The 14,100-nt window shown below is 37.6% G+C and carries 8 protein-coding genes and 1 pseudogene; 8 read left to right on the top strand and 1 reads right to left on the bottom strand.

The features are described from left to right. From ACIR310F_RS26380 to holA, 5 genes and pseudogenes are all read left to right on the top strand, one after another. Window positions 1–1,502, top strand: a pseudogene (locus ACIR310F_RS26380) (hypothetical protein); the annotation flags it as partial. 119 nt (window positions 1,503–1,621) lie between these two features. Further along, entirely contained in the window at window positions 1,622–2,755 is a 1,134-nt protein-coding gene (locus ACIR310F_RS0118515; RefSeq protein WP_231387596.1) for a glycosyltransferase family 2 protein, read from the top strand. 52 nt (window positions 2,756–2,807) lie between these two features. Continuing rightward, window positions 2,808–4,382 (top strand): ABC transporter substrate-binding protein, encoded by a 1,575-nt coding sequence (locus ACIR310F_RS23125; RefSeq protein WP_051289742.1) that lies wholly within the window; start codon window positions 2,808–2,810, stop codon window positions 4,380–4,382. Window positions 4,383–4,450: 68 nt separating this feature from the next. Beyond that, window positions 4,451–4,762 carry a hypothetical protein gene (locus ACIR310F_RS27420; protein ID WP_269208388.1) on the top strand — a complete coding sequence of 104 codons (312 nt, stop codon included), beginning with the start codon at window positions 4,451–4,453 and terminating at the stop codon, window positions 4,760–4,762. Then, window positions 4,695–5,411, top strand: a complete 717-nt coding sequence (gene holA / locus ACIR310F_RS23120; protein WP_269208387.1) for a DNA polymerase III subunit delta — start codon at window positions 4,695–4,697, stop codon at window positions 5,409–5,411. The genes ACIR310F_RS27420 and holA overlap by 68 nt, the downstream gene beginning before the upstream one ends. A gap of 343 nt (window positions 5,412–5,754) precedes the next feature. Here holA and ACIR310F_RS0118500 read toward each other — a convergent pair whose 3' ends face one another. Further along, window positions 5,755–10,428, bottom strand: coding sequence for a glutamate synthase-related protein (locus tag ACIR310F_RS0118500; RefSeq protein ID WP_028085104.1), 4,674 nt, complete (start codon window positions 10,426–10,428; stop codon window positions 5,755–5,757). Between the two features lie 460 nt (window positions 10,429–10,888). Here ACIR310F_RS0118500 and ACIR310F_RS0118495 point away from each other — a divergent pair, with 460 nt between their 5' ends. The 3 genes from ACIR310F_RS0118495 to ACIR310F_RS0118485 all read left to right on the top strand — a co-directional run bounded on the left by ACIR310F_RS0118495 (window position 10,889) and on the right by ACIR310F_RS0118485 (window position 14,046). Further along, entirely contained in the window at window positions 10,889–12,751 is a 1,863-nt protein-coding gene (locus ACIR310F_RS0118495) for a phosphodiester glycosidase family protein (protein ID WP_051289740.1), read from the top strand. A gap of 487 nt (window positions 12,752–13,238) precedes the next feature. Beyond that, window positions 13,239–13,655, top strand: a complete 417-nt coding sequence (locus ACIR310F_RS0118490; protein WP_028085102.1) for a cupin domain-containing protein — start codon at window positions 13,239–13,241, stop codon at window positions 13,653–13,655. Window positions 13,656–13,722: 67 nt separating this feature from the next. Beyond that, window positions 13,723–14,046: a HesB/IscA family protein gene (locus tag ACIR310F_RS0118485; RefSeq protein ID WP_028085101.1), complete on the top strand. Its 324-nt coding sequence runs from the start codon at window positions 13,723–13,725 to the stop codon at window positions 14,044–14,046. Window positions 14,047–14,100: the final 54 nt, after the last annotated feature.

The raw sequence follows: 14,100 nt of genomic DNA, 5'->3' as shown, positions 1-14,100 counted from the left end.
AATTATTGTCTGAAAAAAATAAAGAAAAAATACTTTATTATATTTTAGTTGGGTTAATTGTAGGCATATTATGTGGCTTATCAACGGGAATACTTTCTGAAATATTAAACTATAATTCTGACAATCCTCAATCTTATTTGAATACAATCAATTATATCTTTTTTGGATTAATCTCTGGATCTATATCTGGATTAATAGGTGGAATAATATCTTGGCTAAAGCTAAATACAAAATCTTGGTTAAAACTAAATACAGATACTCAATCTAAAGTAAGATCTGCTATCATTGGATTCGTATCTACAATAATACGTTGGTTAATTTCAAACTCACAAGCAGATAACATTCAGATTTTAGATATGATAGTATTTGGAATAGTTTTTGCATTAATATTTTATTTTTTAGATTTACCAGAAGACAAAATAGACTCAGTAAGTCATCAGGAATGGTCATTTGACAATCAAAAAGCTATAAAATCGGTCATGTATGGAATGGGATGGGCTGCATTTTCTGGACTATGTATGTGGAGTACATTATTAATAAATAGCATATTTGATCCTTTAGCGATGAAAAAGTTAAATAACCCCTGGCTAAATAATTTTATAACAATTGTCATTAATATTGACAATATAGATATACAAAAAGACGATATACTTGAGAGTTTGATAGGATTATTATTGTTTTTCATCATAAATTATTTTTTATTCCGAGAAATCAGCAGAGCAAATAATCAAAACACACAAGAAGATAAAAATTATGCAATTCTCAGGAAATATATGTATTTTGGGCTATTTATTTTTGGGATAATAAGTATTTTTATTTTCCATTTTATCTTTAATAACATAGAACAATTTTACAAAATAGAAACCTTTGACAAATTTTATGATAAAATGAATACTTTCTATTGGGGTACGTTAACTTTAGAATTGTTCGTTGGGCTAAATATCGGACTACTTTTGGGATTTAAAAAAACAGATAATACCTCTAATACCTCAAATCAATCTCAAAATAATTTTATCAAGAAGATCAGAGGAAATGTCATTCAAAAATTAAAATCAGCTAAGTTAATAAAAGATCGTAATAATAGTATTCTCAAAACATTTGTTGATCTCGTTGTTATATCTTTGATTATTGGCTTTTTATCTTCAATAATATCTTGGATATTTTGGGAATGTTTCTCGCGCTATCCCAAATTTGTATGGTGGATTTTTTATAGACAAAATCAAAAATATGGTGGTATCTTATTTGGTATTTGTGTTGGTTTAATGATTAGCTTACTCAGTGGGTTAGTTAATGGAGAAAAGTCAGGTTTAGTCTGTATTAAATACTTCGCTCTGCGTTTAGTTCTTTGGATGTCCAAACATATTCCTTGGAATTATGGTCAGTTCTTGGAAGAAGCTGTAAAAGTAGATTTATTGAAAAAAGAAGGAGGGAGTTATGAATTTAGACATGGAGAATTAAGAAAATATATAGCTGAAAAGTATTCATCTGAAACTCAGCAATAATAATGATTTTTGAATAAAATTACTAATACTTACTACAACACTTCTGAGGGGAATTAAACGTGATTTTGATTTTGTTGCTAATTTTTTCTTTAATTAATTTAAGTACCTGTTTAATTTATATGCAACGTGCAGTAGCTGAAATGTCTCAATTATGTCCATCAAACTCTATTGTATCAGATAATTTTATTGATTCTAGTTTTCCTAAAGTTTCAGTAATTATCCCGGCTTATAATGAGACAGATAATATTCATGATTGTGTTATGTCTATTTTGTCAAGCACCAACTTAGAATCTGATAAACTTGAAGTCTGGGTGGTAGATGATCAATCAACAGATAATACTCTAATTATTCTAAATACACTGAAGGAAAAGCTTAATGACCCACGACTGAAAATATTACAAGGATTACCTCGACCATCACCAAAAAGATGGAAAGGTAAAAACTGGGCTTGTGTTCAAGCTGCTGAACTTGCAAAGGGAGAATTTTTGCTGTTTATTGATGCTGATGTTCGACTAAAATATGGAGCAATTGAAACAGTTATTCAAACAGCAAAATTAGAAAATGTGGACTTGCTCAATTGTATTCCAGCATTAATTTGTAGCTCTTTATCAGAATGGTTAATACAGCCATTAATGTTTATTAACCTAGTTGTTTCTTTAAACTCTGGTGAGGTAAAAAATCCAAGAACCAAAACATCTTTTGCTTTTGGGTCTTTTATGTTATTTTCGCGCTCATCATACGAACAGATTGGAGGACATAGAGCAGTCGCTAATGAAGTTGCAGAAGATGTGGCTTTAGCTCGACTTATAAAACACAATGGTTTAAAGATAAAATATGCACTAGGAGCAAATTTAGCAAAAATACGAATGTATCGTAATTGGGCAACACTCTGGGAAGGTTGGACTAAAGTTTTATATTCAGGCTCACAACGTAGTTGGGTATTGATGGTATCTTTAGCTTTAGTAATGCTAAATATTTACTCAGTTCCTTGGCTAATGTTAATTATTGTGGCTATTAAAGGTATTTTAATTGGTTTGCAGATAGTTGATTTTATTGCAATTTGTTTAGTTGTAATAGCGATTCTACTACAATACAATTTGCGGGTAATAGCAGCAAGAGCATTTTATAGCTCTACGAAATATTGGTGGCTGCATAGTTTAGGGGGTCTTATGGTTGGCATTATTGCCATTACCTCAATAATTAAAACTGAAACAGGCTGGGGATGGACTTGGAGAGGCCGTTCACTTAAGTAAACTACCTCAGCAAAACAGTATAAATATTTTAGCGTTTTTGTGAATTAACACTATGAATCAGCATAACAACTCTCAAGAAAAAAATGTATGTAAATTATCAAAAATAATTGTAATCTTTTTTAGCCTATTCATAATTCTACAATTATTGGGTGGTGTATATATCATTTTTACTTCGCTAGATCCAATTATAATTAGTTATGGTGAAAAAAATTGGTTTCCAGAATCAAGTAAGCAAAAACCAGAATACGAAGATAAAAAAGAAAAAGGGATTCAATCAATAAGGAAAAAAAATTTTACCGATGCTATGTACGAATTACGCAGATATTTGTACTTAGATGATGGGAAAGAGTGTTTAAACAAATCAATTAATCCAAAAAGAAGAGATCCAGAGACATTAATTTATTTAAATAACGCCAAAATTGAAGAAAACGTAAAAACAAAGGAAGAAAAAGTTTATACTATTGCTGTACCTGTACCGATTTCTAAAGAACCGACTGAATCTTTGGAAATTTTGCGTGGAGTAGCTCAATTTCAAAATGAATTTAATTGTTTACCAAAAGACAATAGAAACTTCTATTTAAAAGTAGCAATTACATCAGATGATGATAATCCAGAAATTGCTAAAGAAGTTGCTAAAAAATTAGCAAAAGAACCTCATATCCTTGGTGTAGTTGGTCATCGTTCGAGTAGTGCCACTTTAGAAGCAAAAAATATTTATAATGATAAAAAGCTTGTAGCAATTACTCCTACTAGTACCTCTATTGAGCTTTCACAGCAAAAAAACTCAGAAAATTATGTTTTTCGTACAGTTCCTAGCGATAAAGTGGCTGCGGAAAAACTAGGAAAATATATGTTAGAAACATTGAATAAAAGAAAGGCAGCTATTTTCTATACTCAGGGCAAATACAGTCTATCGCTTAAGAAAGAGTTTGTACATTATGTAAATTCTCACGGAGGAGAGGTATCCTCTAATGAATTATATGATTTATCTAGTCCTTATTTTAGTCCACCAGAAAGCACTAATCAAGCTATTAAAGAAGGTGCGGAAGTATTGATGTTAGTACCCGATAATGATGATACTTTAAATAAGGTCATACTATTAATCAATCAAAGCAAGAAAAAATTCAATCTCTTGGGAGGAGATGTTGTTTATACGAACAAGATTATACAAAAAGACGCAGCTTGGCTAGAGTGGCTCAATGAAATGGTAGTAGCAATTCCGTGGCATATTGATGCAAAAGCTAAATCAACATTAGAATCAGAATCAGATTTTGCTACAAATTCGCAAAATCTTTGGGGTGCTAAAGTAAGCTGGCGAACGGCACTAGCTTATGATGCAACAAATGCTTTGATAGAAGCCATTAAGAAAAACCCAGATCAAAAGAAAATAAGAAAAACTCTCATATCAGAAAAGTTCAAGTTTGATGGTGCTTCAGGTAATGTTCAGTTTTGTCAAAATGGCGATCGCAAACAGAATGATGCTCCCGCTTCAGGTAATGTTCAGTCTGAGCAAAATGGTGATTGCAAACAGAATGATGTTCCCAAGGATGATCATGTGCAATTGGTGAAAATTGTTCCTAAAAAAGAAAATCAGAGCGAATATGAGTTTGTACCAATTACTGAATAGTGAAATTAAATCTCTATATTGCGTTTCGAGCTAACGCTCAAGTACGACAATACAATTGCCGTACTACTATGTCAACATATTTATACTTTGGTGAAAACGAATTCTTTCTAACTCGCAACATCAAACAACTAAAAACCCACACTCTAGATCAACAATGGGCAAACTTTAACTATACAGAATACCCCCCAGAATCTAAAGAAACCATTCCTCAAGCATTATCCGATATCATGACACCACCTGTTGGGAGTGGAGGACGATTAGTACACCAACAGCAGATTACTGGGAGTTTGTTCAAAAGAAATATTGTTGCAGTTGGAGTCCATTCTCCCCAAAATTCCCTCAAGCAATACACTCCTAATTACCAACACTCACAAACCTGACGGGAGAAATAAATCAGTCAAACTCCTACTGGAGTACGCACAGGTCAAAAAATTTCCTCTCATTCCCCAATGGCAAACCCAAGCATTAATACAGCAAGCTCGGACTTTAGCTGATGAAGTAGGTGTGACACTCACCACTGATGCTTACAAAGTATTAATTGATTACACAGGCAATCATACACGACTGATATTCACCGAACTAGAAAAGCTCAAAACTTATGCTTTGGGTAAAACAGTCACTGGGGATATGGTGAAAGAATTAGTGTCAGAAAGTGCTGCTAATAGCTTACAACTAGCGATCGCCATTCGCTTGGGTAACATTACTCAAGCATTAGAATTTGTTGAACGCCTAATTCACTGTAACGAACCAGCTTTAAAAATTACCGCTACCCTGACTACTACCTTTCGCACTTGGCTAACAGTCAAACAGATGATCATCACCGGGTGTCAAGATGACAATACAATAACCCAACTTGCAGACGTGAAAAATCCCAAACGCTTGTATTACATCCGCCAAGAGGTTGCTAATTGTTGTGGAAACAAGCTGAAAAATAGTTTGAAAATGCTGTTGGAACTAGAGCTAATGCTCAAATCTGGTGTAGATGAAAAACTCGCGTTGCAAACTCAAATTATCAAACTTTGCTCGTAGGTACTACTTCTTTCAAATGCAATAGACACCTCAGAAAATTAACCTACAGCAATTTGCAATCACACAAGGTACATCTTAGCCCCCTCATCGCTTGCGGGGAGGGGGTTGGGGGTGGGGTTCTTATTCCAGGTTTGATGACAATTTGCTGTAAAATGCTCCAGTTGTTGGAGGGATATTAAATTTCTGGAGATGTCTAGTTATTAATTAAATCCTGCAAATCCTCAAATCCTGGACATCCTGATTCTGACAAGAAAGGATTAAAGAATGAACAGGATAAACACAGATAAAGTATTTAATTAAATCCTGTAAATCCTCAAATCCTGTACATTCTGATTCAGACAAATTACACAGCACTTAATTGTTTTTCTGCCACTTTAGCCTCTGGACTGTCAGCTTCAGATGGTGGTACTAATTGCCAGAATTTGGGTAAATACTCTGGCCAATTAGCGATAATTTCTAAGGCTTTGGGTGAACCAGTTTTATCAGCGTGGGCTTTAATTAAATCATACAACTGTTTTTCACCCGCATCACTGGCAACCCGCTGGACTTTAACAATAGCATGATTTACGAAATCTGGGAAATTACCGACTTCATCCAGGAAATAAGCCAAACCACCAGTCATTCCTGCACCAACATTCCGTCCTGCTTTACCCAGGACGACAATTACACCACCAGTCATGTACTCGCAGCAGTGATCACCAGCACCTTCAATCACGGCTGTACCTTTTGAGTTGCGTACAGCAAACCGTTCTCCAGCCAAACCATTAGCAAATAATCTACCACCAGTAGCACCATAAAGGCAAGTATTACCGACAATGACGTTTTCCGCTGGGTTGTAAGTGGCATTTGCGGGAGGTTTAATGATAATTTCCCCACCATTCATTCCCTTCCCTACATAGTCATTAGCTTCACCTTCTAAGCTCAAAACTACACCATCAAGATTAAACGCGCCGAAGCTTTGCCCGACACTGCCTTGAAACTTCAGGTTAATTTGCCCTTTAAAGCCGTTGTCACCATATTTTGAAGCAATCACTCCAGTTAACCGAGTCCCGACGGTTCTATCGGTATTAACAACGGCGTAGGTTTTACTAACTGTCCCTTGTTCCTGGATTCCTTGACAAATATCCGCATCAGCTAGTAACTGATCATCTAATACAGGTCCATTACTATGAACTTTTTCATGTACTAACCAACTACGATTAATTTTTGTATCTGGTAGTTTAGTTAAACAATCTAAGTTCACAGCTTGGGTTTTATTGAGTTTCACATCAGAGCGTACTGTTAATAAGTCAGCGCGACCAATTACCTCTGATAAGGAACGATATCCCAATTTAGCTAACAGACTCCGCACTTCCTCCGCGACAAAGTAGAAGAAGTTGACAACGTTTTCGGGAACTCCTGTAAACCGCTTCCGCAGTTCCTCCTTCTGAGAAGCGACACCCACAGGACAGTTGTTAGTGTGGCAAATTCGCGCCATAATGCAGCCTTCCGCAATCATAGCTATCGAACCGAAACCAAACTCTTCAGCACCCATTAAAGCCCCAATTAATACATCCCAGCCACTTTTTAAACCACCATCTACGCGCAAGATGACGCTATCGCGTAACCTGTGTTCCATTAGCACCCGATGTACTTCTGTTAAACCTAATTCCCAAGGAGTACCAGCGTGTTTAATAGAAGAAAGTGGTGATGCACCGGTACCGCCATCATGGCCTGAAATTTGGATAATATCAGCATTAGCCTTAGCTACACCCGCAGCAATTGTGCCAATACCGATTTCTGCGACTAATTTTACTGAAACTTGGGCTTTAGGGTTAATTTGGTGCAAATCAAAAATCAACTGTGCTAAGTCTTCAATAGAGTAAATATCATGGTGGGGTGGTGGAGAAATCAAAGTTACACCGGGTTTAGAACGCCGTAACATGGCAATATAGGGACTAACCTTGGGTCCTGGTAACTGTCCACCTTCTCCTGGTTTTGCACCTTGAGCGATTTTAATTTCAATTTGTTTGGCTGTGGCTAGATATTGGGGCGTAACGCCAAACCGCCCTGACGCAACTTGTCTAATGGCACTTGCAGCAGTATCACCATTTCTTAGCCCATGCAAATGGGGGAAAGTAGGAGATTTACCAGCAGTATCAACATCATTTAAAGCGTTGTAACGAACCGGATCTTCTCCACCTTCACCAGAATTAGATTTACCACCAATGCGATTCATAGCGATCGCTAAAGTTTCATGTGCTTCTCGTGACAAAGCCCCTAAGGACATCCCCCCGGTACAAAAACGCCGCACAATATCATTAACGGACTCTACTTCTGACAAAGGAATTGGTGTCCGTTCACTGTGGAAATCCAATAAATCACGCAGTGCTGTCACAGGTCGGTTTTGCAGATGCTGTTTATACAGTTGATAGTGGTCATATTGCTTACCATTAACCGCCTTATGTAGAGCCTTAGCCAACTCTGGGTTATTACTGTGATATTCCCCACTGGGACGGTATTGAACAAAACCTAAATTTTCTAACTTATTCGCTGTCAATTCTGGGAAAGCCTTGCGGTGGAAAGATAACACTTCTTGAGCTAATTCACTCACACTTAAACCACCAATACGGGAAGTTGTTCCCCGAAAACCCAAAGCCAACAAATCACCACCAATACCAATAGCTTCAAATATTTGTGCTGCTTGGTAGCTAGAAAGCAGGGAAATTCCCATTTTCGAGAGAATTTTCAATAAACCTGATTCTACAGCTTGGCGATAATTTTCTATAGCTTTTTCCCATGTCAAAGTAGCAATTTTACCCCTAGTCATAAACTGCTGGGTTTTAGGATCATCCCACCAAGCACTGACAGTATCCAAAGCCATATAGGGACAAATAGCACCCGCACCATAACCCAACAAACAAGCAAAATGATGGGTACTCCAACACTGGGCGGTATCCACAATTAAGGACGTTTTCATTCGCAACCCAGCGCGAATCAAATAATGGTGAACCGCACCAATGGCTAATAACGGGGGAATATAAGTATATTCTGCGGCAATATCCATACCAGTGCGATCGCTTAATATCAATATCTTCGCCCCAGCCCGTACAGACTCCGCCGCTTGTTTTTGCAAAGATTCCACAGCAGACTTCAAACCATCTGGTCCTGTAGATATGGGAAATAAAGTTGACAACTCAGCCGTGGCAAATCCTGACAGTTTAATTGCTTCTAATTCTGCTTGAGTTAGTACAGGCGATTCTAATTTGAGCTTGCGAGCGTACTCTGGCTTAGGTTCTAATAAATTCCCCCTTTCCCCCAGTTCCACCGTCAAGGACATGACCAGCTTCTCCCGCAAAGGGTCAATAGCTGGATTAGTCACTTGGGCAAAACGTTGTTTAAAATAGTCATACAGTAAATGAGGTTTTTCTGAAAGCACAGCCAATGGAGTATCATCACCCATACAAAAAGTCGCTTCCGCACCAGTGCTGGCCATGGGGTGAATTACCATTTCCACATCTTCTAGAGTGTAGCCAAAAGCGGTTTGCTGTTGTAATAGGACTTGTGTATCAATTTTCCTGCTAGTCTGCCCATTGCCATTAGTTAGGCTATGATGTCCATTACCATTACCATTTGACTCACCCTTAACTAAGCGATTCAATTCTAAGCGATATTTTTGCAACCATTCCCCGTAAGGATACTGTTTCGCAATACGTTGTTTAATCTCCCAATTTTTCAGGATTTCTTGGGTATTTAAATCTACCGCAATCATTTGTCCTGGTCCTAGTCTACCCTTTTCCAGAACATTCTCTTCTGGGAAATCTACAACTCCCGCTTCCGAAGCCACAACGATATAATCATCTTTAGTAATGACATAACGCGCAGGTCGTAAACCATTGCGGTCTAATGCCGCTCCCACTTTCTTCCCATCACTAAATACTAACAGTGCTGGACCATCCCATGCTTCCTGCAAACCGCTGTAATATTCATAAAAATCTACAATCTCTGGATATTCCGCTAAAGCAGGTTGATTTTTGTAGGCTTCCGGAACCATCATCATTAACCCTTCTAAGGGGCTACGTCCCGAACGTACCAGTAACTCTAATACATTGTCTAAAGTAGCAGAATCACTATTATCAGTGTTTACCAGTGGCTTGAGTTCATCAAAACGATCTTCCCAAATTGGATGACTTAGAGTCGCTTCCCGTGCCATCATCCAATTAATATTCCCCAACAGGGTATTAATTTCTCCATTGTGACCTAATAACCGCATGGGTTGAGCTAAAGGCCATTTCGGCATGGTATTGGTACTAAAGCGGCGATGGTATACCGCAAATGATACTTTAAAAGCAGGATGCTTGAGATCCTCGTAAAAATCCCCCAATACAGCCGAACGTACCATGCCTTTATAAACAATGGTGCGACTAGAGAAAGAACATACATAGAAATCCTCAGAAATTCTCCTTCCCGCTTGCATAATGCGTTTACTCGCAATATACAGTTCTCTTTCCAATTCATCACCGCTTTTATCAGCGCAAGAAATTATAACCTGTTCTATACGAGGTTGATTCTCTCTAGCTTGTACACCTAACACCTCTGAACGCACCGGAACTACTCGCCAGCCCAGTACAGTCAATTTTTCCTCTGCTGCTATTTGCTCAAATGCGTTCTTAGCAACTTGAGCCGCTTCCGAGTCTTGGGGCAAGAATATCATTCCCACAGCCTTATGACTCACATCAGCAAAGTCAATTCCGTGACTGTTATCTTGTGCCAATAATTCCCAAGGAATTGCTGTCAGTATTCCCGCACCGTCACCAGAATCTTGGTCAGCGCTACAACCTCCCCTATGTTCCAAGCAAGTTAAAGCAGTTAAAGCCTTGTCCAAAATTTCATGACTAGCTATATTCTGACGATGGGTAATAAACCCTACTCCACAAGCATCCCTTTCTTCTACCAACCACTTTTGTCCTAAATAAGTATCTTGACAATTGATATCTGACATTGTAGTTTGCTGACCCTGATTTAATTGATGACTCATACTTTATTCCTGAAATGTTGAGGTACAGACGTTGTTACTACTGCTATAGGGAAATTTTCTCATTTATTGGCACTCGATAAAAATACATAATTACCAAAATTTAGGGATAACAATTTTAGCCTTAGCTTGACATTTAGCCAAAGCTGTGTTACCAGTGCCTATCTATTTTTTATTTGTTTATGCACTCTAAAAAAAATTACCCTAATCTAAAATTTTAGAGCTGTGGGAATTTTAGATTTAATCTCCAAGACTATGATGATAGTCTCCAAGCAGTGTGTATTATTTAAAGCAGTTATCGCTAGTATTTTTAGTGTGACAACTGTTTGTTACTCTTGATAAGAGACAAAAACCCAATATACATACTATCATGATTATTTCTAAAAAAGGTAATTATTTTTTTAATTTTCTGATAAATTTTTCTTAGGCTGGTTTTTGCATAATAACTTTATCAAAAAACACAATGATCTGGAAAATGCTCAATTCTCTGTCACCACTGCTGTCAGCGGGACTATGTTTAACTGCTAATTATGGCGCACTCGCCCAAAATATTCCTAGAATACCAAATTCCGTTCCCACTGCTGTTAGTGCTGGTAATCAAATTACTATAAATGGCCGAACCTTACCAGGAGCATGGTTACAACCAACAGGAATGCAAACTTATATCAGTGATGGCGCAGTTAAGCAATTAATGGGCATAGATTTACTCAGTAGTAACAATCCTGGTAAACAGCCAATACAGTGGTTTTCTAGCTTGACAAATCCCATAATTCTTAATACTAAACTAAGAGGTGGCTACCGCTATTTAGATATAAGTAAATTAGCTAAAACAGCAAAATGGCAAATTAAAGCTAATGGTAACACATTAGTAATTGCCACTCCCCCTTCTCAACTGAGAAATATTCGTCTTGGTAAACAACCAAAAGGGGATCGGATTGTACTAGACTTAGACAGTGCCACTTTTTGGCAAATTAGACAAGAGTTACCAGTCAAAAAAGTAGTAGATCCTGATGAAATTATCCCCAAATCTACCACACCAGCCAACCGCCAATGGACTGTCACTTTAGATACTATTGCTGATGCGGCTTTACTCGCAGTTTATAACCCTAAACCACCTATAGCACAAAGCACAGAATCACCCATTGAAAAAATAGAAATTGTCAATAATCAAACAATTATCAGTTTGAGTATTCCCTTTGGACAGTCTGTACAAATTAGCACCGTCTCCCCGCCAAATCGTCTAGTAATTGATATTCAACCTGATGCAATGGTCGAAAGAAATATTACCTGGGCGCAGGGGTTACAATGGCGACAACGGCTAGTAACTTTAGGAACAGATCGCTTTCCCGTGGTTTGGTTGGATATTAATCCTCGTACCGTCGGATTAAGCATTAAACCTATATTAACTAACGTGCAAACATTAACTGGTACTGCCCCTTTAATCCAAACTGCTCAAAATTACTTAGCCGTAGCGGCAATTAATGGTGGTTATTTTAACCGCAATAATAAATTACCATTAGGGGCAATTAGACGAGATAATCAATGGATATCAGGACCAATTCTGAACCGGGGAGCAATAGCTTGGAATAATAAAGGACAATTCTATTTTGGTCGCCTCACCCTCACAGAAACCCTAACCAGCAACAATAATCAAAATTTACCTATTATTTTACTCAATACTGGCTATGTTCAAAATGGTATTTCGCGTTACACATCTTTATGGGGAGATACTTATACACCCTTAACCGAGAATGAAAATATAATTGTTGTAGAAAACAATCAAGTAACTAATCAATTACCGGGTGGTAAAACTGGTATAAATGCTATTCCTATTCCCAAAAATGGTTATCTGCTGATTTTCCGTAATGAGACGCCACAATTACCCATTGGGACAAAAATTGACCTTACCAACACCACCACCACACCTGAATTTAGTCGTTATCCCCATATTATCGGTGCAGGACCCCTATTATTAGAAAATCGGCAAATAGTCCTCGACGGAGAAGCCGAGAAATTCGGTTCTGCTTTTATGAACAGTCAAGCAGTTCGTAGCAGTATTTGTACCCTTAATACAGGTAACTTAATGATTGCTGCCGTACATAATCGCGCAGGTGGTGGAGGTCCAACCTTAGAAGAACAAGCAAAATTAATGCAAACAATGGGTTGTATCAACGCTTTAAATCTAGACGGTGGTAGTTCTACCAGCCTTTATTTAGGTGGTCAATTGCTGGATCGTTCTCCTAATACAGCAGCGCGTGTTCACAACGGTATTGGAATTTTCCTAGAATCAAAGTCAGGACTTACCCAAAACACAAAAAAGAAGTAACTAGCTGAACAGAAAAAAACCGACATAAGTAACGAAAAATAAAGTTGCCCAAAACCTGTTCCCTGTTCCCTTGTCATAACGACAATTTTTAACGACAACCTACGTAGATGTAACTATTTAGTGATAAAAAACAGAGACTCAACTTCTGATCTTGACTTATAGCGTTTCCCAGTCTAAAGAAGTACAGAATTATCTGCGTTTATCTCGGTCCATCTGCCTTCAATTATTACTGCTTGTACCTCACTTGAATGGAAATGGCTATATAATATCTTGAAACCTTCAAAGAAGAAGTCGGCGATCTTACCCACATCTTACCCTAAGTCGTGTTTTTGATAAAGATTTTATGTAGACATAGAGTTTGAACATTCTCATTTTACCAGCCAGTGTTGACTTTTGCTATCTTAATCAAAGTGGACGAATTTCGCCCCCTTTGTCATCAACTGTTAAAGCTAAGAACGGGTTTATTATGTCTCCAAATGAGGTAATTATGGCTAAATTATCAGAAACTGTCCCCACGAATACACTGACTTTACAACCAACAATTAATTCTAGAGGTATTGCTGCAGGTGAATTACGTCCTTGGGGGTCTTTCACAGTCTTGGAAGAGGGGCGCGGATATAAAATTAAGCGTATTGAAGTAAAACCAGGTCATCGCCTGAGTTTACAAATGCACCACCACCGTAGTGAACACTGGATAGTTGTTTCAGGGACAGCCAAAGTAGTTTGTGGCGATCACGAGATATTATTAAGCAATAATCAATCAACCTATGTTCCCCAATGTACAACTCATCGCTTAGAAAATCCCGGCGTGATTCCCTTGATTTTGATTGAAGTCCAAAATGGCGAATATTTAGGAGAAGATGATATTATTCGCTATCAAGATGACTATGCACGTGAAAAATAAGCAATAGTTACAACGGAATAGACAGGGGGATTTTTTCTTTTTGACCAATGACCAATAAAAAAATTCCATGATTAATTTAAGTTCAGCAGCCATTAATGAAATTAGGCGCTTAAAATCCAAACAACCACCAAATATTTTATTTCGTTTGCAGGTGAAATCTGGTGGCTGTGCTGACTGGTTTTACGATTTAGGTTTTGATACAACTGTACAAGCCACAGACCAGATGGTAGAGTTTGATGATATTCGTCTAGTCATAGACCCAGGAAGCCTAAATTACATTAATGGCTTGTCACTAGATTATGCAGAAGATTTGATGGGTGGTGGTTTTCGCTTTCATAACCCCCAAGCAATATCCAGATGTAGTTGTGGTAATTCTTTCTCTATTTGTTAGTTGTCCGTTGTCAGTTGTCCGTTGTCAGTTGTCCGTTGTCAGTAGTTAAGAATT

It is taken from the genome of Dolichospermum circinale AWQC310F, assembly GCF_000426925.1.
In the GTDB taxonomy this organism is placed as follows: domain Bacteria; phylum Cyanobacteriota; class Cyanobacteriia; order Cyanobacteriales; family Nostocaceae; genus Dolichospermum; species Dolichospermum circinale.
This window is presented reverse-complemented; position numbering and strand designations above follow the sequence as displayed.

Excerpts from the sequence above, each read along its gene's own strand:
- ACIR310F_RS0118515 (WP_231387596.1), top strand. The coding sequence starts at position 1,622 with ATGCAACGTGCAGTAGCTGAAATGTCTCAATTATGTCCATCAAACTCT.
- ACIR310F_RS23125 (WP_051289742.1), top strand. The coding sequence starts at position 2,808 with ATGAATCAGCATAACAACTCTCAAGAAAAAAATGTATGTAAATTATCA.
- ACIR310F_RS27420 (WP_269208388.1), top strand. The coding sequence starts at position 4,451 with ATGTCAACATATTTATACTTTGGTGAAAACGAATTCTTTCTAACTCGC.
- ACIR310F_RS0118500 (WP_028085104.1), bottom strand. The coding sequence starts at position 10,428 with ATGAGTCATCAATTAAATCAGGGTCAGCAAACTACAATGTCAGATATC.
- ACIR310F_RS0118495 (WP_051289740.1), top strand. The coding sequence starts at position 10,889 with ATGATCTGGAAAATGCTCAATTCTCTGTCACCACTGCTGTCAGCGGGA.
- ACIR310F_RS0118490 (WP_028085102.1), top strand. The coding sequence starts at position 13,239 with ATGGCTAAATTATCAGAAACTGTCCCCACGAATACACTGACTTTACAA.
- ACIR310F_RS0118485 (WP_028085101.1), top strand. The coding sequence starts at position 13,723 with ATGATTAATTTAAGTTCAGCAGCCATTAATGAAATTAGGCGCTTAAAA.